The sequence below is a fragment of the Campylobacter gastrosuis genome, from assembly GCF_030249845.1.
In the GTDB taxonomy this organism is placed as follows: domain Bacteria; phylum Campylobacterota; class Campylobacteria; order Campylobacterales; family Campylobacteraceae; genus Campylobacter_A; species Campylobacter_A gastrosuis.
Map to the genome: position 1 here is coordinate 114892 of NZ_JANURM010000001.1, position 22192 is coordinate 137083.

Genomic DNA, 22192 nt, shown 5'->3' on the forward strand with positions numbered 1-22192 from the left:
ATGCAAAAGCACATAAAATTTTTTAAATCACTCTTAGGCGATGAAAATGCCCATTTTGACGACGCTCATCGCCTAGCTTACTGCTATGACGCTACTAAAAAACGCCACTTGCCTGATGGAGTTTTATACCCACGAGATGAAAATGATGTGAGTGAAATTTTAAAATACTGCAACGAAAATAAAATCCCAATCGTAGCTCGTGGTGCTGGTAGTGGCTTTACTGGCGGTGCTTTAAGCGTAAATGGCGGTTTGGTTTTAGCACTTGAAAAGCATATGAATAAAATTTTAGAGATAGATATGCAAAATATGGTCGCAGTTGTTGAGCCGGGCGTTATAAATATGGATTTACAGCGTGCGGTGCAGGCTGTGGGGCTATTTTATCCGCCAGACCCTGCTAGTCAAGACTACTCTACAATCGGCGGCAACGTAAGCGAAAACGCTGGCGGTATGAGAGCGGCAAAATACGGCATTACAAAAGATTATGTTATGGCGATTCGTGCTGTTTTGCCTAATGGCGATATTATTAGAGCTGGTAAGCGAACGATAAAAGATGTCGCTGGTTATAACGTGGCTGGAATTTTAATCGCAAGCGAAGGCACTTTGGCTGTGATAACGCAAATCACGCTAAAACTAATCGCAAAGCCAAAGATGAGCAAGACTGCAATGGGAATTTTTGCCGATGTAAAAACGGCAATGAACGCCGTTTATAAGACAATGGCAGCTGGTGTTACGCCAGTGGCTATGGAGTTTTTAGACGCGCTTTGCATAAAGGCTGTAAATGACCGCTTTAATAAAGGTTTGCCAAGCGAGGCTGGGGCGATTTTAATAAGCGATGTTGATGGCGATACAGAAACTAAACTTGACGCCGATTTAGCCGTGATTAGGGATGTTTTTATGCAAAATGGGGCGATTGATTTTAAGGTAGCAAAAGATGAGGCACAGGCGGCTGATATTTGGTTTAGTCGCCGAAACTGCTCGCAAGCGATAAACTGCTATGGGACGCTAAAATTAAACGAAGATATAACCGTGCCACGCTCAAAACTACCAGAGCTACTTGATGAGATAGAAAAGGTAAGCCAAAAATACGGCATAAAAGTGCCTTGTTTTGGTCACACTGGCGATGGCAACGTCCATACAAACGTAATGGTCGTTGATAAAAATGATGAAAAACAGGTAGAAAACGGACACAAAGCTATTGAAGAAATTTTTAAAATCGCCGTTGATTTAGGCGGGACTTTAAGTGGCGAGCACGGCATTGGCATTAGCAAGGCTGAATTTATGCCACTTGCGTTTAATGAAGCCGAGATGAACCTTTTTAGGCGGATAAAAATGGCATTTGACCCAAACAATATCTTAAATCCGGGCAAAATGGGGCTGTGATGAGAGAGTGTGATATCAAAACCCCAGCCTACGTGTGCGAAGAGGCGAAGTTAAGGCAGAATTTAGAGCTTTTAAAGCGCGTAAAAGATGAGAGTGGGGCTAAAATTTTCATCGCCCTAAAAGGCTTTGCATTTAGCGGTGCTATGGGGCTTGTAAGCCAGTATCTTGACGGAGCTACAAGCAGTGGGCTTTATGAGGCAAAATTTGCAAAACAATACGTAAAAGGCGAGATTTGCACCTACTCGCCAGCCTTTAAAGATGATGAGATTGATGAGATTTTATCGCTCTCAAATCACGTCATCTTTAACAGCCACACCCAGTGGGCTAAATTTAGAGATAAAGCCCTAAAAATGGGCGTTGAGTGCGGACTTAGGCTAAATCCAGAAAGCTCGGCTTCGCCAACTGATGCCTACAATCCTTGTGGCGAGTTTAGCCGACTTGGCATTACGCTTGAAAATTTAGACCCAAACGAGCTTAAAGGCATTAGCGGACTGCATTTTCACGCACTTTGCGAGGAGAGTGCTAGTAGTTTAGAGCGTGTTTTAGGCGAGTTTGAGCGAAAATTTGGCAAGTTTATAAAGGGTATGAAGTGGGTAAATTTTGGTGGCGGACACCATATCACAAGGGCTGGATATGATGTTGATTTGCTTATAAAGCTTATTAAAAATTTTAGGCAAAAATACGGCGTGAGCGTGATTTTAGAGCCGGGTGAGGCGGTTGGTTGGCAGACTGGCTATCTTGTAGCATCTGTGCTTGATATTGTTAAAAACGGCAAAAATATCGCAATACTTGATGTTTCAGCCGAGGCTCATATGCCAGATACTGTGCTTATGCCTTACCGCCCTGCTGTGCGTGGAGAGCGTGAGAGTGGGGCGTTTTGTTATAGATTTGGCGGACACACCTGCTTGGCTGGGGATATTGTGGGACTTAGTGCTGGTTTGCCTGATTATTATTTTGATGAGCCGTTAAAAGTTGGCGACCGCATTATTTTTGAAGATCAAATTCACTACACAATCGTAAAAAACACGACCTTTAACGGCGTAAAACTACCTGATTTAGTCTATTTAGACCAAAATGGCAACGCAAAAACTATCCGAAATTTCGGATATGAGGAGTATGAGCGAAGGAATTAAACGACAATGTCTTGTCATTTAATCTGAGCGAACGAAGAAACTGAGCGAACGAAGAATTAGCGAAGCTAATAGAACGCAAACTGCTTTATAGAAACATTTTTGCTCCGCAAAAAACGCTTCGCTTGTTTTATAGAAACCTGCTACTTCGTAGCACTGCTTCGCTTGTTTTATAGAAACATTTAAGCTTTGCAAAAAACGCTTCGCTTGTTTTAAAGAAACATTTTTGCTCCGCAAAAAACGCTTCGCTTGTTTTGGTATTTGTTTATAGTGAATTTATCGGCTATGCTGCAAAAGCCGTAAGACAATGGCTATTACGAAAGAGATTAAGCAAAATACCGCCTTTAAATTTTATTTTTAAAGCGGTAAGTTATTTAAATTAGTGTTGTGGTTTTGCTGTTTTTCTTATAAAATAAAGTGCGATGGTAACAGCTACTGCGATACCTAGTGCAACGTATGCTGATGTGTCCATATCAACCCCTTTCATCTATGTATTTAGCTGTGAGTGCTGTTATAAGCAAAGTATAAGCCCCAAAAAACACTATCGTAACTGATGATATAATGCTAGTAAATCTAGCACCAACTTTAATATACCACCTGCAATAAGAGCAATACTTAGATTCATAAAAGCATTTATGATTAACTCTTGCCACTTTTTAATTTTAACACTTTTTGGCATTTTAACAAACTAACCTAAATTCAACAATATTGCCACTTATAGCCACAAAAAATTAGCCAATTTAAAAACGCAAAATTTTAAGATAAAGTCCGATTAAAATAAAATTTTAAATCTATTTTGGATAAAATCACGCTAAATTTTTAAGGAGATGATATGACAGATGAGTTAAAAACTAGGGTGAAATCGCTACCACCGCTACCAGAGAGCTTTCAAAAAATCAGACAAGCGTGTGAGGGCGATGGTGGGATTGATGAGGTTGCAAAGGCGATTGAGGGCGACCCTATGGTGGTTGCTGACCTTTTAAAAACTGCAAATTCTCCGCTTTATGGTTTTAACCGCCAAATCAAAAATGTCCTTCAAGCCGTTAGTCTTTTTGGCAAAACTATGACAAAATCACTCGTTATGAACTCCACAATTAAAGGGCTTTTAAAGATTGACGTCCGCCCTTATGGCATTACGCCAGAGCAGTTTGTAAATATCTCAAATTTGCAAAGTGCTATCGCAAAAAGGTGGTTTAAAAGGATAATGCCAAGTTTAGTTGAGGAGCTGTTTTTGTGTGCCTTGCTTCAAGATACTGGCAAGATTATCTTAGCTGATGAGATAATTAGAGAAAATGCCGTAGATAGGTTTAAGGGCGACCTTGGCGTGATGAGCGTGAGCGAGGCTGAGCGTGATTATTTTGGCACGACTAGCGTTTTGCTAACCGCTGATATTTTTGACCACTGGCGTTTTGAGCCAAATATGATTGACTTTATTAGACACTCAGACGACCCAAGCGCAGCCCCAGATGATAGACAAAAGGTGGCAGCCGCACTTTATGTTTTAAGAATTTTATGCGGTGTAAAAGACCCGCTAAGCCAAAAAAGCATTGAGTTAGCCATAAATACAGCTAAGCATTTTGGCTTTGATACGCAAATTTTAGCTGATGTTATTGGCGAAGTAAAGGCGTAGGCAATTTAAATTAAGTGGTTTTAATTAAACCACTTAATAAATTAAACCCAATTTAGCTACAATATCCTAAAAAAGGATATTTATGAAAACTCTTACTATTATTGATACTTTTGGCTTCTTTTTTCGCCTTTATTACGCTATGCCAAACCTTAAAAACAAAGATGGCAAACCAAGCGGTATGATTAGCGGATTTGCAAATTTCATCGCAAATTTAAACGATGAGTTTAAAAGTGATTACATAATTTTCGCACTTGATAGCAAGGGCGAGACGCTAAGGCATAAAATTTTAGGCGACTACAAGGCAAACAGAAGCGAGCCACCAGCAGAGCTTAAAGCACAGCTGCCAATTTGCATTGATATGATTGAAAAAATGGGGCTTTGTGCGATTAGCCGCGAGGGATACGAGGCTGATGATATCATCGCTACGGCTGTTAAAATCGCAAAAGAGCAGGGGATTTTCGTGCGAGTTGTTACTCACGATAAGGACCTTTATCAGCTCATTGATGACGGCAAAGTTAGCATTTATAGCCCTCAAACAAAGATTGAGCATAATAGCCAAAGCTGTCTTGAAAAATATGGCGTCTTGCCAAGTAAAATTCGCGACTTCTTAGCCCTAACAGGCGATAGCTCAGATAATGTCCCCGGCGTAAAAGGTATCGGTGCAAAGGGTGCAAAAAAGCTACTTGATGAGCTAGGCAGTATTGAAAATATCTATGAAAATTTATCGCTCGTGCTAAACGAACGCATAAGAAATATGCTTGTTGATGGCAAGGAGAGCGCGTTTTTAAGCAAAAAGTTAGTTACGCTTTTTAATGATGCATTCAGCGAGATTGATTTATTAAAGGCAAAATTCCCAGAGCAAAATCCGCTTTTAAAAATTAGTGAAATTTTGCGTGAATTTGAGTTGAATCGTATCTTAAAAAACCTAAAAAACGAGGCAGATGAGCTAAAAATTTCGCTCGGATTTAATGCGATTTTGCTAAATGATGAAAAGCAAATTGAGCAAATTTTAGGCGGCATTGATGAAAATACGCTAATTAGCTTTGATACCGAAACCACCGACATTGACGCAAAAAGTGCAAAGCTTGTTGGCTTTTCGTTTTGTTTTAACGAAAACGAGGCGTATTACGTCCCAATAGCTCACAGCTATCTTGGCGTTGGGGCACAAATTAGCGTTGAGTTTGCCACGTGGGCAGTGGGCGAAATTTACAAAGGCTGTGTTGTCGGGCAAAATTTAAAGTATGATTTTGAGATTATTAGGCGAAATTTAGGGCTAAATCCGCCTAAAAATTTTAAGGACACGATGATTTTAGCGTGGCTTAGCGAGCCTAGCCTTAGCGTTGGTATGGACGCCCTTGCTAAGCGACTTTATGATTATGAGACGATAAAATTTGAAGACGTGGTAAAAAAGGGCGAAACATTTGCTAACGTAAGCCTTGAAAATGCCGTAAAATACGCAGCCGAGGACGCTTGGATTACGCTTAAATTTTATAAAAGCTTTTTAAATCTGCTTGATAAAAATCTGCTAAAACTAGCTGACGAGCTTGAATTCCCATTTATCCTAACTCTGCTTGATATGCAAAATGAAGGCATAGGTGTAGAAAAACCTAGGCTTCGCTATTTAATCGCTAAAAACGATGAGAAATTAAAGCAACTAACTAACGAAATTTATGATTTAGTCGGCGAAAATTTTAACATAAACTCGGTTAAACAGCTAGGAGTCGTGCTTTTTGAGAAGTTAAAACTACCAGTTAAGAAAAAGACAAAAACTGGTTACAGCACCGATGAAGCCGTGCTAAATGAGCTAAAAGACGCACATCCAGTGATTGAAAAACTACTAGATTATAGAGAAATTTACAAGCTTCAAAGCACCTATTGTGAGCCACTTTTAGCCCTTGCAAATAGCGATAAAAACGCACGAATTTATACAAATTTTATCCAAACTGGCACAAGCACTGGCAGACTTTCAAGTAAAAATCCAAACCTGCAAAATATCCCAGCTAGAAGCGAGCTTTCAAGGGATATCCGCCTTGCCTTTGTTTCAAAGCCCGGATTTAGCTTTGTTGGGCTTGATTATTCGCAGATTGAGCTTAGACTGCTTGCTCATTTTAGCAAGGATAGTGCCTTAATTAAGGCGTTTTTTGATGATGAGGACATTCACGCTAGAAGTGCGATTAATATCTTTGGCGAGTTAAACCCGCAAAATAGGGCAGTGGCAAAGAGCATAAATTTCGGTCTGATTTATGGTATGGGGGCTAGTAAATTAAGCGAGCAGATAAATGTAAGCAGAGCTGAGGCAAAAAGCTACATTGAGCGTTATTTTATGGCGTTTTCTAGCATTAAGGAATTTTTAGATAGCTTAAAAACACAGGCAAAATCGGACGGATTTGTTACGACTTTGCTTGGCAGAAAGCGATATTTTGACTTTATAAACGCCACGCCAATGCAACTTGCAATGTATGAAAGAGAGGCGGTAAATACGAAATTTCAAGGCTCGGCAGCCGATATCATAAAACTAGCAATGGTTAAGATGAGAGAGATTTTAAACGACGATGCAAAGATGTTGCTTCAAATTCACGATGAGCTTATTTTTGAGGTTAAAGATGAGTTTGTTGATGAGTTTAGTCAAAACGCACAGCAGATAATGCAAAACATCTATCCACTAAATGTCCCACTAAAAACCTCGCTAAATATTGCAAAAAATTGGGCAGATTTAAAGTAAAATTTTAAGCTAAAATTTTAAAAAGTGTTACATTTTTACACACTCGCTAAATTTTCTTGATTTAAATCAAGAAAATTTAGTTTATAAACTCAAAGTAAAAATTTTCAATTTTAAACCAAAAATATACGAAATTTTAAAATTAAAGTAAAAAGTAAATAAAGCGAATGTAAATTTAAACTAAAAAACAGCCCCATAAATAGGTAAAATAATCATACAAATTAAATCTCATTAAGTTTATTTTTAAACGAAATTATTAAAATGGCGTTAATAAAGCATTAAAGCTTTTGCGAGTATTTAAAAAACATTTAGGCTTAGCCTAACAAAGGAGCAAAAAATGAAAACTTTTTCATTTAAAATGCTATCAAAAGCCTGTATTTTGGCGGTTTTATCGCTTGGTGTTTTACACGCTGATAATCCGCCAACAGACGATGAGGTAGCAAAAAGCAAACAAAAAGAGGTTGCAAAAACCTTTCAAAATGATGGCTTTAAGCCTAGAACGTTGCTTGACACCGTTGAAGCGGATAAGTATTACTGGGATTATCTTAGAGAAAATCACCCGATTTTTAAATTTGAAAAAGAGGGGCGACTTGTCGGCGAATACGCACTTTCAGACCGCCAAGAGGAGTTTGTGGATTTTGGCGGCGGTAAAAAATACGCCCAAAAGGTCGGTCGCCCAACGGCTGTAACTTACCGCTTGGCTTATGAGAGCTTTCTTGACTTCCCAAATAAATTCGTAGGCTCGGCAAAGTGTGGCGAGTGCCACCCAGCACAATACGCCCAGTGGGAGCGTTCTCGCCACGCTAAAACTATCCGCTTCCCAGAGGATTTAGATGAAGTTAATGGCGATCCAAAACAGGGTATGTATGGCACAAATGTGCCGATTTTAACGACTGGCATTCGCCCTGATGATACATTTGCAATTCTAGGCACACCACGCACGAAGTATGGATTTTTGGATAAATGGCTAGTTCGTGGCACGTATCACGTAATTGACGGCACACTTGATGATAATAATTCAAAAATCGTAGCTGGTGGTAACCAGTTTTCAGTCAATTGGACAAAATTTTTAACCCCAGAGGTGGCAAAACGCATTCAGGCTGAAATTTCGCCAAACTTCCCGACCGATATGGCTGGATTTGGCGGTTCTGGCTCACATATGTGGGGTATGAACTCTTATGGTGCTACCTATCAGAAAAAATTCCGCTTTCAACCAGCAAGTGCTTACTGCGAAGTCTGCCACTCGTTTAAGTTTGATTTTAAATCAAAAGAGGAATTTTTAAGCGCACTTGGCAAACCAAAAGAGCTTAGAAAACACGCTATAAATATGGGAATTTCTTGCGAGGAGTGCCACGGAGCCGGAGCTCACCTTTATGGTGCAAGAGGTGCTGGTATGGCTAGCAACTGCGAACGCTGTCACCAAAGATTTCAGTATCACGAAGATGATGGTAAGCTAAACCCACGAAAGCCGTTTAACGCCTACTTTAAGTCAAGCTGTCCATCTTGTGGCACAGAGGGTGCTCAGCTTTATAACTCAGTGCATTACGATAAAGGTTTAAGGTGTAATACCTGCCACGACCCACACGAGGTTACTGCAAACGACTGGCGCGACCACTACACTCTAACAGGGCTTAAAAAGACCTGCGAGGACTGCCACGAGCCACAAAAAGAGATGTTTAAATTCGGTGGCCCACACGCAAAAGATAACTGCACGGGTTGTCATATGCCAAATATGATGAGCTGTGAAAATTTTGCCGCTATTCAAGACCCTGATAAGGCTGGTTATGATAACGTAAGGGCTTCGCATATTTGGAAAATTTTGGTTGATAAAGATAAAAAATCACTAAACCCACCTCCGGGCAAAGATAGAAATCCAAAAGAGAAAGGTTGGCGTTTAGCACGTGAAGATGGACGCTTCTTTGTGGATTTAATGTGGAGTTGCGGTAGAACTGCATTTGAAGACCCAAATCTAGTAAAACCGGGTGCGAGTGGCTGCCATAGTGTGATTCAATCAACCTTGCCAAAAGAGCTTCACTATAAAGACCAAGCCACAATCTATGAAGCCGTAATGCAGTGGCAAAGACCGGTAAAAGACGGCTACGCTAATATTGAGAAAATTTTACGCTCGGTTGATAAGAGTTTAGCTGAGAATAAAAAACTCTCAACAGACGCAAAATCAAGGGCTTTAAGCTTTGCAAAACAGGCACAAGATATTCTTGATAGGCTTAAAAAAGATGGCTCTTGGGGCGTTCATGGACCAAAATACGCAGCTAAGCTAGTAGATGAGGCGCTAACTTACGCACAACAAGCACAAGATATAGCAACTGGCAAGAGCAAATAAAAACTAAGGGGGCAAACTCCCCCTTTATATTAAATAAGGAGAGAAGGCTATGTTAAAATTTATAAAATTGATTCTAGCTTTTATCGCTTTGGCGACTTTACCGACATTTGCCTCTATGCCTATGGATGTAAATTTAGATTTAGACGGCGTCCGCCCCATAAGTCTATCTCAGGCTGAAAATTTAAGCAAAACTGCCTATTTTTTAGACACAAATGATGAGAAAATTTACAAACAAAGACACATTGCTGGGGCGATAAATGTAAATTTAAACAATGTTTTAAGCTTTTTACCTAGCGATAAAAACGCCACGATAGTAATCTATGGGCTAAATTCAAGCTCACGTGAGCCGACAAACATCGCAAAGGTGCTAAAAGATGAGGGCTATGAAAATCTGTTTTATATGACCGAGGGCATTGATGCGTGGGCGATATCTGGCAGACAGACGCAAAGTGCGTTTTTTACCTCAAAAAAGCTAACAGATAAAAAGATAGAGAATTTCAAAGACGGCATTCACGAGCATTTGTGGTTTGCAAATATCCCAGCGTGTAGGGACTGCCACACTTCGCCAAAGGTCGTTTTTGCCTCAAAAGAGCAAAAAGATGAGCTGTTTAAGGACAAGGCTTTTGTAAATGACAACTGCAAAAGCTGTCATAAAGATGAGAAAACGCACTTTGAAAAGAGTGTGCATAGTCCGCTTGTTACGACTGATTTAAAGCCAAATAGGGAGCTACCAAACTGCACTGATTGCCACGGAGTGCATATTGCAAATAAAAGTGGCGAGGTGCATAAAGAGCTAAAACAGCTAAGCCAAGAAAACTGCGGTGTTTGCCACGAAAAACAGCAGTCGCTCTATCACGAGACCTTTCACGGCAAGGCATTGCTTTTAAACAAAAAAGGCGATGCGATTAGGGTTGCGGCGTGTTTTGATTGCCACGGCACACATAATGTATTGCCAATGCAAAATGAACGCTCGACAATTCACGTAAATAATCGTGTCAAAACGTGCGGTGAGTGCCACCCTAACTCAAATCTAAATTTCACCGGCTTCATCGCTCACGCTGACCACACGGATAGCCAAAACTACCCAGTTTTACACGCTGCTTATATCTTTATGACTGGGCTTGTTATTGCGGTGTTTGCGTTTTTTGGACTTCACACGCTTTTATGGAGCATAAAACTAATAAGCGTAAGACTAAAATATCCAAAAGAGTGGCGCGAGGCAAGAAGCAAAGCACACGCTGATAAGACGACTATTAAGCGGTTTAGCACACTTCACTTGGTGCAACACTTCTTTATGGCAGCGTCATTTTTAGCGTTAGCGTTTTCTGGTTTGCCACAGAAATTTTACACAGCGCCTTGGGCTGTTAAGATGATTGATTTAATGGGTGGTATTGAGATGGCAACGCTAATTCACCACGTAGCAGCTGTTGTGATGTTTGGCGTGTTTTTTAGCCATATTGCTGAGATTATTGTGGTGCAAAAACGCAAAGGTGAGGGATTTTTTAAACGCCTGTTTGATGCTGATTCGCTAATGCCAAGGTGGCAGGACTTTAAGGATATGAAAGCACACTTTATGTGGTTTATCGGCAGGGGCGAAAGACCGCAGTTTGACCGCTGGACTTACTGGGAGAAGTTTGATTATTTAGCGGTATTTTGGGGTATGTTTATCATCGGATTTAGCGGGCTTGTGCTTTGGTTTCCAACATTCTTTGCCAATTTTATGCCGGGCTGGATGATAAATTTAAGCACCCTTGTGCATTCAGATGAGGCGTTGCTTGCGACTGGATTTATCTTTGCGATTCACTTCTTTAACACGCATTTTAGGGCTGACCGCTTCCCAATGGATATGGTGATTTTTAGCGGGACTTTAAGCGAAGAAGAGATTAAGCAAGAGCGTGCAAAATGGTATGAAAGGCTCGTTAAAAACGGCGAGATTAAAAATTTATACCACACAAACGAGAACTACGCTTGGTATAAACCACTGGCAAAATTTGCTGGTTTTGCTATGCTTTTAACTGGACTTGTTTTCTTAGGGCTAATGATTTACGCCTATATCGCAAGTCTATAAATAAGGGGGTTTTGCCCCCTTTAAATTTTTATTATTGCTTTTTAAATTAAAGTGAGCTATTTTTCATTTTGATTTCTAATGTAAATTTTATGCCTTTAAATACCTTTTAAATTTATAATCTCTTGGGCGTATTGAGAGCTTATATTTACGCTTTACCTGTAATGTTGTTTGTTTTTTATTGTGCAAAGCCATAACATTTTTCGCTACGGCTTTCAAGGCTAATTTTTAGCGTTTTAACATTTTTCGCAAAGCTATAACATTTTTCGCTACGGCTTTCAAGGCTAATTTGTAGCCTTGAAAATTTGCCTTCGCTCACCCCTCAAACTCCACATCTATTTTGTAGCTTGTAGCGTTTAGGTTGTGTGACACTGATTTAATGCTAAATTCTATATTTTCAAGCCCAGCTACGCCTAAATTTTTAGCTTACCACCAGCTCTAATCTCACGCCCAGCAATGCTTAAACTCCCATTTATACCGCCCCTTTGTAGCTCGTTTAGCTTGGCTTCGCCCTTTTTAAAGGCTTCGTTGTCGCTCTTTGGCTCTGGGATATTTAATTTATAGGTTATTTATGACTTTGCAGGCGAATAAAATCCGCCCAGCAAGCCTGAGTTACCACTCCCTGCGCCCTCCGCACTACCTACTTTTACCTGCTTATCCTTGCCTTCTTTGCTGTCGTGCCACTGCACGATTATGGCTTGATGGCTGTTGCGGTTTGCTTCTGTGATATTTAGGCTCTTGCACCGCTTTAATTTGCTACGCTTTTAACTGGATTTGTTTTTTTAAAATTTAAAAAATCGCCTAATTTTAATTAGTTTTATTTTTTAAGCTTTCAAGTCTATCTTTTGCGATCCCAGCTAAATTTTCTTCGTATTCGTAAAAATTAAACGTCGCTCCGTGCTGTGCTGTGCCATCAAGTATGTCGCCACTTTGGCGGTTTTTTAGATCAATCTGGGCGATTTTAAACCCGTCAAGCGTGTTTGAAAACTCAACTAAACGCTCCGGCGGATTTTTAAGCTTTGTGTATAAAAAGCAGTAGCCGTCCCCACCATTTCGCCCCACGCGACCACGGAGCTGATGAAGTGTGGCAAGTCCTAAACGCTCAGCCCCAACGACTAAAATCGTGCTAAGGCGAGGCAGTGAGATGCCCACTTCAACGATAGTCGTGGCTAAAAGCAGGTCGCCATTTTGCCTAAAATCAAGTAAAACCTGCTCTTTTTGCCTATCTTTGCCGTGCGTGATATAGACGTTTTTAAAATTTTCTAGCCAAAAATTTTGAGCTTCGCTTAGGCTTTGGTAGTTAAAATTTTCTGAGCTCTCAACCAGCGGATAGACGATGATTGCTTGATTGCCTTTTGAAATTTCGCTTCTTAAATGTGCTAAAAATGCGCTAAATCCGCTGTTTTGTAAAATTTGCGTCTTAATGTTTTTCTTAAAAGGCATCTGTTTTAAAAAGCTAAAATTTACAAGCGATGACTGGATTAGGCTTAGTGTTCTTGGTATTGGCGTGGCAGAAAACTGCACGAAAGTTGTGCGTTTCTCGCCGTCTTTTACCAGCTCGTCAATCTTTGCTCTTTGGTTTGAGCCAAAGCGGTGTTGCTCGTCAATCATAATGATATTTGCCTTTGGTAGCTCCTTAAACAAAAGCACGTGAGTGCCGATGATAAAGCAAGGCTCGTCTAAATTTACGTTTTTATCGCCACTTTTTACGAGTAAAATTTTCATAAATTTTGGCAGTAACCTAATGGCTTCTGTGTAAATTTGCTCGGCTAAAATGCTAGTTGGTGCCATTAAAATGGCTTTTTTAGGATACACGCTTAGGGCTGCTGCTAAAATCACTAGGGTTTTACCGCTGCCAACATCGCCCATTACGACACGGCGTTTGGCTTCACTACTAACTAAATCAGCTCTAATGTCGTTTATGGCGTTTTTTTGGTCGTTTGTAGGCGTAAATGGCAGGGTGCTTAGCCACTCATCTATGCTAAAAAGCTCTGTGATTTTATTTAAAAAGTGCGTTTTTTTACCGCTTAGCTTTTTAATGTAGTTAAAAATTTCAACAAATTTTAGCGTTTCTAGCCCAGCGTTTTGGCTTTTTAGAGCGTTTAGCATATCTACGCTCACACTATCTGCTTTTTGAAAATTTAGCAAAAAATCGGCTTCATTTTCATTTAATCCCTCGCCCAAAAGATTATCTTTTGTTACGTATTTTGCGATTAAAGTTGCGATTTTTTCATCTTTTAAATCGGCTTTAAATTTTGGCTTAATCTGCCCTGTTTTGGTTAAAATTTTTGGATTTGTAATTTGATAAGAGCCGTAATTAAACGTACAGTTGCCGTGTAAAATCATCTCCTTATCACGCTTAAAAACGCCGTAATGCCAAGGCTTTGCGTTAAAAATGACAATTTTAATCTGCACATCCCACGTCTGACAAAATGCGTTAATTATCAAAAGTCCGCCGTTAGCCCGTCTTGTTTGCCAAACCTTTACAGCCACGCAGACATCGCCATTTTTTGGCTCGTTTGAGATAGTGCTATCCTCAAAGCTTTTTGGCAAAAAAAGTGCCAAATCAAGCAGTGAGATGACGCCGATTTTAGCTAAATCGGCTCTGTCAGTTGGCTCAAATTTCATCTCTTAAAATGCAAAAGCTAAGCTTACTAATCTCATCGTGAGAGGCGATAAAATCGTTAATCTCGTTTAGTTTTAGCCTTTTTATCTTTTCAAGCTCGTCTAAAAATGAGCCTAGCTTTACGCCCCTGTAAAATTCGCCATAAGCGATATCAAGCCTACGAAATAGCGTTTCAAGCCGAAGTGGCAGTGAGCCGACTAAAAATTTCTTAGCCTGTTCTAGCTCATTTTTGCTAATGCCAGACTTTATAAATTTGCTAAACTCATCTTTAACGACGCTAACCGCCTCGTCCTTGCTCTCGTTTTTGGTTTGTAGATAGCCAAAAATTTGTGAGTGGCTTAAATTTAGCACGTTTTTGGCGTATGCTGAGTAGGCTAAGCCCCTTTTTACGCGGATTTGCTCCATTAAACGTGAGCCAAAACCGCTCTCGCCAAGCACAAAGGTCGCCACACTAGCCTTGTAACGCTCATCATCGCTTACATTATATGGCGAACCAAAATAAATGTATGCTTGTTCGCTTGGTTTTACTATCTCTTTTAGTTGCTCGTTTTGGCTTGTTTTTAGCCTTGTTAGCTCGTTTTTTACGCCCTCTTTTAAAATTTCAAGCGGACTTTTTAAAATTTCAAGCTCGCTTGCCTTAACATCTCCACCAAAGACGATAAAAAGATTATTTAACACCAAATTTTGGCTAAAAAACGCCCTTATCTCATCTAAATTTATACTTTTTACGCTCTCATTTGTGCCGATACTTGGGTAGCTTAGATTTGTTTTTGGGTATAAAATTTCAAACAAACCCCACTTTGCTAGGTAGTCGTTATCATTTTGATTACTTGCGATATCGCCAAGCGTGATAGTTTGGCACTTTTTTAGGATCTCATCGCTAAAATTTGGCTCTTTTAGCAGTTTAGTTAGCATATTTACGCCAAAGCTAAAATGCTCTTTTAGGCAGTTTAGCTCAATTAAAAATGTCTCAAAACCAGCACTCACATTTAGGCTAATCGCCCTTTTTTCAAGCTCCTTTGCAAAGCCCTCCCAGCCTAAAATTTTATCGCCCTCATTTAGCATAAGTGCGCACATTCTTGCCACACCACTTTTTTGCTCACTACACACGCCAGAAGCCCTAAATACGAGCTTTAAGCTTACTATCGGTAGTGAGTTTTGGCTCTCAAAAACGACTGGAATTTTTATGTTTTTAACGTTTAAATCTAAAATTTTCATCTAAAATCTCTCTAAAATATCGTAGTTTGTATTGCGTTTTGCTGGATTTTCGCCTATATCTTTAATAAGCTCTATCATCTGTGCTTGATTCATTCTAAACTCTGCTCCTGCGGCTTTTACGACATTCTCCTCCATCATCGTTGAGCCTAAATCGTTTGCACCAAATAGCAAGGCAAGTTGCCCCACGTAGCTACCCTGCGTAACCCAGCTACTTTGGATGTTTTTAAAGTTATCTAAAAACAGCCTTGAAACGGCAAGTAGGCGAAGATAGCGATTTGAGCTTTGCTTTACTATCTCTTGGTGTTCTGCCATTAATTTTGTGTTTAGCCCCTGAAAACTCCATAAAATAAACGCCCTAAATCCGCCAGTAATGTCTTGTAAATTTCTAATATGCTCCCAGTGCTCTACAATCTCACGTGTGGTTTCAACCGTGCCAAACATCATCGTTGCCGTTGATTTTAGCCCCACGCTGTGGGCTTCTTGGTGGATTTTTAGCCAAGTAGCGGTATCGCATTTTTTTGGAGCGATGATATCACGGACTCTATCGCTTAAAATTTCAGCCCCAGCGCCCGGTATTGAGTAAAGTCCCTTTGCTTTTAGTCTTTGCAAAACTTCAAGGGTTGAGATTTTTGACACTCTTGCGATGTAGTCTATCTCGACTGCCGAAAAGCCGTGCACGTCAATGCTAGGATAGTTTTTACTTATAAATTCCAAAAGCTCTTCATACCACTGGATTTTAAGCTTTGGATGAACGCCACCTTGAAAGAGAATTTGCGTCCCGCCGATCTCTAAAAGCTCATCAATCTTTTTGCCTATCTCATCAAAGCTTAAAACGTAAGCCTCGTCCTCTTTTGCGTGGCGGTAAAATGCGCAAAATTTGCAATCAACCCAGCAAACATTTGTGTAATTTATATTTCTATCTACGATAAAAGTTGTCGTTTTATCAGGGTGAAGCTCACGCTTTCTTGCGAGTGCTAGTCGTCCAAGCTCGGTAAGCTCGGCGTTTTCTATCAAATCAACCGCTTCATCAACACTAAGTCTTTTCAAGTTTTTACCTTTTAAATTTTTGTGTGAGTGTATCAAAATTTAGCTTTTAAAAAGTAAATTTTAGTAAAATAGCTAGAAATTTTTAAAGGAGAAAAGATGAAAAAATTTCTAATTTTTATTGCAAGTGTTGCACTTTTTGTTGGTTGTGCTAAAAACCCTGAACCAAAAAAACACGAAATGCAAGGTTGTAGTGCAAACTGCGGTATGCAAATGCAAAAATGTGGCGAGGGCTGCGGTATGAATGATAAAAAAATGCCAATGCAAGGCTGCCCAATGCATCAAAATATGCAACACAAGCACTAATTTTAGGGGGTTTTGCCCCTAGAATTTTATCACTGCAAAATTATCTTTGGTGCTTAGAATTTCTACCCTGTCGCCGTCTTTTAGCTTTGATTTTAGCCCCTCATCAAAGTGCCAAAAAGTACCTTTAAAATATACCATATCGTTTTTAATCACGCCAAAGCCACGCTCGTTTAAAAAGTCATCTTTTATCTCGTTTTTTTGGCTCTTTTTAAATGGCTTTTTTAGAGCAAATATCAAAATTATTGAAAAAATCGCCGATAAAATCAGCCCAAAATACCAGCTAAAATCAATAAAAAAGCTTAAAATTCCAGTCGCTAAAAAGCCAAGCCCACAAAAGAGCAGATAAAACGAGCCAAACATAAGCTCGGCTAAAATTAGGCAGATACCAGCGATTAAAAAGCTCATTGTTTCTTGCCTAGGAATTCTTTTAGCACACTTAGTGAGCCGATTAGCTCGCTAGCTTCATAAGGGACTAAAATTTTATCTTTGCTCGTGTTTTTGGCTAGTTCGTTAAACGCCATAACTCTGTCCTTTGCTAGTAGAAATTCAGCCGCATTTTGGTTCTGGCTCATACTTGCATTTATCATATCCATAGCCTCTTTTTGTGCGGTGGCAAGGGCGATTTGCTCGTATTTTTTAGCATCAGCCATACGCTCAATCGCCTCTGCTTGAAGGACTTTTTCTTGTTTTAGGGCTTCTGCGTTTCTTATTAAAGCCGCTTTTTCAGCTTCGGCTTTTAGCTCAATGGCACGTTTTTCACGCTCGGCTTTCATCTGTAAATTCATAGCCTCCTCAATCCCGCTAGGGACTGAAATTTCAGAGATTTCAACACGCATAATCTTAACGCCCCAGTTATTTGCAGCATCTCCAAGTGCGACTTGAAGTGCGCTATTTAGGCGGTCGCGTGAGCTTAGTGTGTCATCAAGATTCATAGCGCCTATCTCGCCACGAAGCGTAGTCATTGCTAAATTCGCGATCGCACGCTTGTAGCTATCAACGTTATAAAGTGCCATTTTGCCATCCGTGACCTTTAAAAACACGATGCCATCAACGCTGATATTTACGTTATCCTTTGTGATAACCTGCTGTTTTGTAATATCTACAAGCTGTTCTCGTATCGTAATCTCGTCTCTGATTTGGTCAATAAAAGGTATGATAATGTGAAATCCGCCGTCAAGCACCTTGTGAAATCTGCCGAGTCGCTCAACGATATAAATATCTGATTGTGAGACGATTTTAACGGCTAGTTTTAAAAACACGACCACTAAAATCACAACCAAAAATGCCATTATGATAAAAATTTCATTGTCTTGCACTTTTACCCCTTTTTTATATTTTTTTGATATTATACACTAAATTTATGATAAAGGATAGATATATGAAAGTTAAACAAAAGGTTTTTTTAGCCCTTGCGGTTTTGGCTTTTGCTGGGTGTGCAAATACGCAAAATGCCCTGCCAAATGGGACTTGTGGCGTAAGCACAGCACAAAAGTGCGAGATGAAAAATGAGCTTACTGGCGTTTATAAAACCACTCTGCCGTGTGCGGATTGTGACGGGATTGAAGCGACTTTGATTTTAAAAGACGATAAGAGGTTTTCATACATTATGACCTATGAAAATCAGCAAAAATACACGGATAATCAAAGCGGAGTTTATAGCGTTGCTGGCGATATTTTAACGACTGAAAATTTATACAAAGAGAAGCAAATGTATAAGATTGTTAATGGGGCGTTAAAAATGCTTGATTCTCAGGGCGATGAAGTCAGTGGCGAACTAGCCGAATTTTATACCTTTAAAAAAATCCGCTAAAATAGGTGCTTAAAGCACCTGTTGGTTTTTGTTTTTAGTAAAAAATTATGAAAGTTTGGGTTAGTAGATAAGAGGTTTGTTTTTAAAATTTGCTAAAAAGCAGTAAAAATGCTAAGAACATCATTAAAAATCCGATGAAAATTTCTAGAATTTTCCACGAAATTGGTTTTTTAAATAATGGCAAAAGCACTCTTGAAGCGTATCCGAGCGTGAAAAAGAACACAAATGAAGCGGCGGCTGCTCCAAAGCCAAAAATGATATTTTTATCTGCAAATTTAGCAGAAACTGAGCCGATAAGAAGCATAGTGTCAAGATAAACGTGCGGATTTAGCCAAGTAAAAGCCAGTGTTAGAAGTATCGTTTTTTTAAGGCTTTGGGCTGGTTTTTCATCAATTTTCATTGCGTGATTTTGTCTAAATGCTGTCCAAAAACTTCTTAAAGCATAACAAAAAAGAAACAAAAATCCGCCATAAATTGCTATCTGTTTTATCGCTGGGAATTTACTTACAACGTAGCCAAGCCCTAAAACACCGCTAAAAATAAGCAAAGCGTCAGACACGGCACAAATTAGGCACGTGATAAAAACGTGCTGTTTTAAAATACCTTGCTTTAAAACAAAGGCGTTTTGAGCCCCAATGGCTAAAATAAGCGATAAACCAGTGCCAAATCCAGATAAAAATGCATCCATTAAAATCCTTAAAATTTTACATAAAATTTTACAAAAAATTGCTCTTAAAAGTGTTACAATTTTACACAATTAAAGATATAAAATTGAGCCAAGTCGTATCATATTTGAGCCAGATTTTATGGCAATTTCATAATCGCTACTCATACCCATTGAGCAGATTTTTGCTCCTTTTAAATTGCTAAAAATTTTATAAGTAGCTTCAAAACTAGCTGAAATTTTGCTTACTTCATCGCTGTGAGTGCCGATACTCATCACGCCTAAAAGGTTGATATTTTCGCACTCTTGCGAGATTTTGTGATAAATTTCAGCTGCCATTTCTACGCTCACGCCTTGCTTTGTATCTTCGTTTGCCGAGTTGATTTGTAAAAGCGTGTCAAGCTTGAAATTTAGCCGTTTATTAACAGCCACCGCACGCTCAAAGCTATCACAACTCTGCCATAAAATAGGCTTTAATGCGATTAGTTGGTTGATTTTATTATCTTGAAGTCGCCCTATCATATGCCATTTTATGGGCAAATCGGCAAGTTCGGACTGCTTTTTTGCCATCTCTTGGATTCTGTTTTCACCAAAGTCAATCTGTCCTTGTGAGTATAAATTTCTAACCTCATTTTGTGTTACGTTTTTACTCACTGCAACAAGCCTGACACCACTTGAAATGGCGTTGATTTTATCTAATAAATCGCTTAAAACTATCATTTATAAACCCCGCTTAATCTCATAATATCGTTAAAAGTCGCCACGAGCATTAGCATTAAAAGCAACGCCCAGCCAACGTATGTAAGCCACACAAAGACCTTTTGGCTTACTTCACGGCGAAAAATCAGCTCGTAGGCGTTAAAGATGATATGACCGCCATCAAGGGCTGGGATTGGCAGTAAATTTAGTATGCCAAGATTTACAGAAATTAGTGCTGTGATGACTAAAAGCACGACAAAATCGCTCTTTGCAGCCTTTGAAGTAATGTCAGTAATTTGGACAATCCCGCCCATTTCTTTAATCGGCACGATACCAAGCACCAGCTTTTCAAAGCTTAAAAATATGAGCTTTGAAGCCCAAATTGTTTGCGAAAATGCGTATTTTAGGGCGTCAAAGCCGGTGTGATAAATTTTTACAAACTCGCCCTTTGGCGAAATTCCAATGAGCGGTTTTTGGATTACTTCGCCAAAAATGCTCCTACTTTCGCCGATTTTTGGGGTTAGAGTTATATTTAAAATTTCGCCATTTCGCTCAATTTCTAGCGTCGTTGGCTCGGTTTTTACAAGCTCTGCTATCTCGTCCCACTCTGAAATTTTCACGCCATTTATTGCAGTTATTTTATCATCTGGTGCGATTTTTGCACTCATAGCGGCTGAGTTTTCAAGCACCTTGCCAACGACTGGCGAGAGCTTTTCAACGCCTAAAATTCCAATAAAAATGTAAAGCAAAAATGCTAAAAATATGTTAAAAAACGGCCCAGCAAAGAGTATGTAAATGCGTTTTATCGGGCTTAGGGTGTTGTAGCTATCAGCGTCATAGTTTCTATTGGCTGGGTCAGCGTCATCTTGCCCTTTTAGCTGGACATATCCGCCAAGTGGTATTGCACTAATGCAATAATCGGTGTTTTTAATGCGTTTAACGAAAATTTTATCGCCAAAACCAATGCTAAATGTCAGCACGCAAACGCCGAGCGAACGAGCCGCTAAAAAATGTCCAAGCTCGTGAAAAAATACCAAAAACGAGATGATAAAAATCGTAACAAAAAAGTGCCACGAATAGGCATAAAGCCCGACAGCAAGGATTATGGCTAAAAAAATAATGCCCTTCACGACCTAATCCTTGCAAAGCTTTCTCGTAGGCTCTCACGCATTTTGTAGTTGATATTTTGGCTATCTTTTAGCGAGCGTTCGACCGAACCTTCAATACTGCTTAAAATTTCAAAAAGCTCGCTCTCCCAAGTGGTTTCATCTTTTTTTGAGTTCATATTTTGAATAAAAGTAAGCTTTCTGCTAGATTGCGAAAGCTCGGCTAAAAACTCATCTTTTAGGCTCTCATCTTTTAAATTTTCATCGTTTGCTAACTGCCTTAACGCTCTAATTTGCGCGTCAATCTCATCGCAAAATTCCTTGTATTTTTGCGTTTTATCATCGCTAATTAGCACTAAATTTTGGCGTTTTGGCTCTAAATTTTCATCTTTTAACGCCTCGTTTTTATCAATATTTTGCGTCATTTTTGTAATCTGCATATAAAGTGCAAAGCCCACGGCTAGGCAGATTACAAACGCCATTGTTATCTCATTCATCTTTTATCCTTTCTTAAATTTATCGCACTCTCAATGCTAATTAGGGCGATTGCTGTCCAAATTAGGCAAAATGAGATTAGCTTGTAAGTTTGAAGCTCTTCATTAAAAATCACGACAGCAACTAGCATACTTAAAGTCGGCGAAAGATACTGAACGTAAGCTAGGGTGGTTAGCTTCATTCTTGTCGTGGCTGCATTAAACATTACAAGCGGTATAATCGTAACAATGCCAGAACAAATCATCAAAAAGCCGTTAAAATCGGCTTTGAAGTGGTTTTGGTCAATGGCAAAAAGATAGAAAAAATACGCCATTGAAATGGGAAAAACTAGCAGAGTTTCAATAAAAAGCCCCTGCATAGCCGCAACTTTTATAAATTTTCTAATGCCGATATAAATGGCAAACGAAAGTGGCAACATAAGCGAGATAAATGGCAAGTCGCCGATACCATAAATTTGCGTTAAAATCGCTAAAAACACGATGAAAATTCCAGCCTTACCGCAAGGTGTGATTTGCTCTTTAAAGACTAAAAATCCGACAAAAATATTAACAAGTGGATTCATAAAATAGCCCAAACTTGCCTCTAAAATTCGCGAGTTACTTACTGCATAGACGTAAATTAGCCAGTTTAAGCTAATCATTACGCCACTTAAAAATAGTAAATTTAGGGTTTTTTTGTTTGAAATTAACGCCTTAATCTGCTCAAAACCGCCAGTAAAATAAAAAAACATCGCCATACAAACGACTGACCAGATTATTCGGTGAATTAGTATCTCCCACGCCGATACGCCTTGAAAGAGCTTAAAAAATATCGGAAATACGCCCCAAATAACAAAAGCACCGATAGCTAAAAAAAAGCCCTTAGTGGCTTCATCTTTATAATTCATCAAACGCCTTAAAAATAAAAGGCTGATTATAGTTTTATCTTGTTTAATAAAGCATAAAAATTAAGCTTTTAAT

The 22192-nt window shown here is 39.3% G+C and carries 18 protein-coding genes; 8 read left to right on the top strand and 10 right to left on the bottom strand.

The annotated features are described in order from the left end of the window. The 6 genes from NYG85_RS00595 to NYG85_RS00620 all read left to right on the top strand — a co-directional run bounded on the left by NYG85_RS00595 (nt 1) and on the right by NYG85_RS00620 (nt 11268). On the top strand, nt 1–1380 hold the full coding sequence (locus tag NYG85_RS00595; RefSeq protein ID WP_284936622.1) for an FAD-linked oxidase C-terminal domain-containing protein: 1380 nt from the start codon (nt 1–3) through the stop codon (nt 1378–1380). Continuing rightward, the gene (gene nspC / locus NYG85_RS00600) at nt 1380–2513 is read left to right on the top strand and encodes a carboxynorspermidine decarboxylase (protein ID WP_284936623.1); all 1134 of its coding nucleotides are present in this window, start codon (nt 1380–1382) and stop codon (nt 2511–2513) included. Before NYG85_RS00595 ends, nspC begins: the two co-directional genes overlap by 1 nt. A gap of 829 nt (nt 2514–3342) precedes the next feature. Next, nucleotides 3343–4140, top strand: a complete 798-nt coding sequence (locus NYG85_RS00605; RefSeq protein WP_284936625.1) for an HDOD domain-containing protein — start codon at nt 3343–3345, stop codon at nt 4138–4140. An 82-nt stretch (nt 4141–4222) separates the two neighbouring features. Continuing rightward, complete coding sequence (gene polA / locus NYG85_RS00610; RefSeq protein ID WP_284936626.1) at nt 4223–6862, top strand: DNA polymerase I; 2640 nt, start codon at nt 4223–4225, stop codon at nt 6860–6862. Nucleotides 6863–7196: 334 nt separating this feature from the next. Next, on the top strand, nt 7197–9200 hold the full coding sequence (locus tag NYG85_RS00615; RefSeq protein ID WP_284936628.1) for a cytochrome c3 family protein: 2004 nt from the start codon (nt 7197–7199) through the stop codon (nt 9198–9200). 49 nt (nt 9201–9249) lie between these two features. Further along, nucleotides 9250–11268 (top strand): rhodanese-like domain-containing protein, encoded by a 2019-nt coding sequence (locus NYG85_RS00620; protein ID WP_284936629.1) that lies wholly within the window; start codon nt 9250–9252, stop codon nt 11266–11268. A gap of 804 nt (nt 11269–12072) precedes the next feature. On the opposite strand, the gene recG is transcribed toward NYG85_RS00620, so the two are convergent. From recG to NYG85_RS00635, 3 genes are read right to left on the bottom strand one after another with little or no spacing between them, the layout of a single operon-like run. Next, on the bottom strand, nt 12073–13893 hold the full coding sequence (recG, locus tag NYG85_RS00625; protein ID WP_284936630.1) for an ATP-dependent DNA helicase RecG: 1821 nt from the start codon (nt 13891–13893) through the stop codon (nt 12073–12075). Continuing rightward, nucleotides 13883–15109: a M16 family metallopeptidase gene (locus tag NYG85_RS00630; RefSeq protein ID WP_284936631.1), complete on the bottom strand. Its 1227-nt coding sequence runs from the start codon at nt 15107–15109 to the stop codon at nt 13883–13885. The genes recG and NYG85_RS00630 overlap by 11 nt, the downstream gene beginning before the upstream one ends. Further along, entirely contained in the window at nt 15110–16156 is a 1047-nt protein-coding gene (locus NYG85_RS00635; RefSeq protein WP_284936632.1) for a dehypoxanthine futalosine cyclase, read from the bottom strand. A 96-nt stretch (nt 16157–16252) separates the two neighbouring features. Here NYG85_RS00635 and NYG85_RS00640 point away from each other — a divergent pair, with 96 nt between their 5' ends. Next, complete coding sequence (locus tag NYG85_RS00640) at nt 16253–16459, top strand: hypothetical protein (RefSeq protein WP_284936634.1); 207 nt, start codon at nt 16253–16255, stop codon at nt 16457–16459. Between the two features lie 18 nt (nt 16460–16477). Here the strand turns inward: NYG85_RS00640 and NYG85_RS00645 are convergent, their stop codons facing one another. Both NYG85_RS00645 and NYG85_RS00650 read right to left on the bottom strand, forming a co-directional pair. Next, nucleotides 16478–16864: an NfeD family protein gene (locus NYG85_RS00645; RefSeq protein ID WP_284936636.1), complete on the bottom strand. Its 387-nt coding sequence runs from the start codon at nt 16862–16864 to the stop codon at nt 16478–16480. Then, nucleotides 16861–17748 (bottom strand): SPFH domain-containing protein, encoded by an 888-nt coding sequence (locus tag NYG85_RS00650; RefSeq protein ID WP_284936773.1) that lies wholly within the window; start codon nt 17746–17748, stop codon nt 16861–16863. Before NYG85_RS00650 ends, NYG85_RS00645 begins: the two co-directional genes overlap by 4 nt. A gap of 89 nt (nt 17749–17837) precedes the next feature. Here NYG85_RS00650 and NYG85_RS00655 point away from each other — a divergent pair, with 89 nt between their 5' ends. Beyond that, a complete protein-coding gene (locus NYG85_RS00655; protein ID WP_284936637.1) occupies nt 17838–18269 on the top strand; it encodes a copper resistance protein NlpE in 432 nt (143 codons plus the stop codon). Nucleotides 18270–18351: 82 nt separating this feature from the next. Here NYG85_RS00655 and NYG85_RS00660 read toward each other — a convergent pair whose 3' ends face one another. The 5 genes from NYG85_RS00660 to rarD form a co-directional block, all read right to left on the bottom strand. Next, nucleotides 18352–18957 (bottom strand): LysE/ArgO family amino acid transporter, encoded by a 606-nt coding sequence (locus NYG85_RS00660; protein ID WP_284936638.1) that lies wholly within the window; start codon nt 18955–18957, stop codon nt 18352–18354. A gap of 69 nt (nt 18958–19026) precedes the next feature. After that, nucleotides 19027–19653 (bottom strand): YggS family pyridoxal phosphate-dependent enzyme, encoded by a 627-nt coding sequence (locus NYG85_RS00665; protein ID WP_284936639.1) that lies wholly within the window; start codon nt 19651–19653, stop codon nt 19027–19029. Then, on the bottom strand, nt 19650–20762 hold the full coding sequence (gene rseP, locus NYG85_RS00670) for an RIP metalloprotease RseP (RefSeq protein ID WP_284936640.1): 1113 nt from the start codon (nt 20760–20762) through the stop codon (nt 19650–19652). The genes NYG85_RS00665 and rseP overlap by 4 nt, the downstream gene beginning before the upstream one ends. Next, the gene (locus tag NYG85_RS00675) at nt 20759–21235 is read right to left on the bottom strand and encodes a hypothetical protein (RefSeq protein WP_284936642.1); all 477 of its coding nucleotides are present in this window, start codon (nt 21233–21235) and stop codon (nt 20759–20761) included. Before NYG85_RS00675 ends, rseP begins: the two co-directional genes overlap by 4 nt. Further along, nucleotides 21232–22119, bottom strand: coding sequence for an EamA family transporter RarD (rarD, locus tag NYG85_RS00680; protein WP_284936643.1), 888 nt, complete (start codon nt 22117–22119; stop codon nt 21232–21234). Before rarD ends, NYG85_RS00675 begins: the two co-directional genes overlap by 4 nt. Between the last annotated feature and the right edge of the window lie 73 nt (nt 22120–22192).

Bases quoted from the DNA above. Each gene is read 5' to 3' on its own strand.
- NYG85_RS00645 (WP_284936636.1), bottom strand. From the start codon at position 16,864: ATGAGCTTTTTAATCGCTGGTATCTGCCTAATTTTAGCCGAGCTTATG.
- rarD (WP_284936643.1), bottom strand. From the start codon at position 22,119: ATGAATTATAAAGATGAAGCCACTAAGGGCTTTTTTTTAGCTATCGGT.
- NYG85_RS00655 (WP_284936637.1), top strand. From the start codon at position 17,838: ATGAAAGTTAAACAAAAGGTTTTTTTAGCCCTTGCGGTTTTGGCTTTT.
- NYG85_RS00665 (WP_284936639.1), bottom strand. From the start codon at position 19,653: ATGATAGTTTTAAGCGATTTATTAGATAAAATCAACGCCATTTCAAGT.
- NYG85_RS00660 (WP_284936638.1), bottom strand. From the start codon at position 18,957: ATGGATGCATTTTTATCTGGATTTGGCACTGGTTTATCGCTTATTTTA.
- recG (WP_284936630.1), bottom strand. From the start codon at position 13,893: ATGAAATTTGAGCCAACTGACAGAGCCGATTTAGCTAAAATCGGCGTC.
- NYG85_RS00620 (WP_284936629.1), top strand. From the start codon at position 9,250: ATGTTAAAATTTATAAAATTGATTCTAGCTTTTATCGCTTTGGCGACT.
- NYG85_RS00650 (WP_284936773.1), bottom strand. From the start codon at position 17,748: ATGGCATTTTTGGTTGTGATTTTAGTGGTCGTGTTTTTAAAACTAGCC.
- NYG85_RS00605 (WP_284936625.1), top strand. From the start codon at position 3,343: ATGACAGATGAGTTAAAAACTAGGGTGAAATCGCTACCACCGCTACCA.
- polA (WP_284936626.1), top strand. From the start codon at position 4,223: ATGAAAACTCTTACTATTATTGATACTTTTGGCTTCTTTTTTCGCCTT.
- NYG85_RS00675 (WP_284936642.1), bottom strand. From the start codon at position 21,235: ATGAATGAGATAACAATGGCGTTTGTAATCTGCCTAGCCGTGGGCTTT.
- nspC (WP_284936623.1), top strand. From the start codon at position 1,380: ATGAGAGAGTGTGATATCAAAACCCCAGCCTACGTGTGCGAAGAGGCG.
- NYG85_RS00640 (WP_284936634.1), top strand. From the start codon at position 16,253: ATGAAAAAATTTCTAATTTTTATTGCAAGTGTTGCACTTTTTGTTGGT.
- NYG85_RS00615 (WP_284936628.1), top strand. From the start codon at position 7,197: ATGAAAACTTTTTCATTTAAAATGCTATCAAAAGCCTGTATTTTGGCG.
- NYG85_RS00630 (WP_284936631.1), bottom strand. From the start codon at position 15,109: ATGAAAATTTTAGATTTAAACGTTAAAAACATAAAAATTCCAGTCGTT.
- NYG85_RS00595 (WP_284936622.1), top strand. From the start codon at position 1: ATGCAAAAGCACATAAAATTTTTTAAATCACTCTTAGGCGATGAAAAT.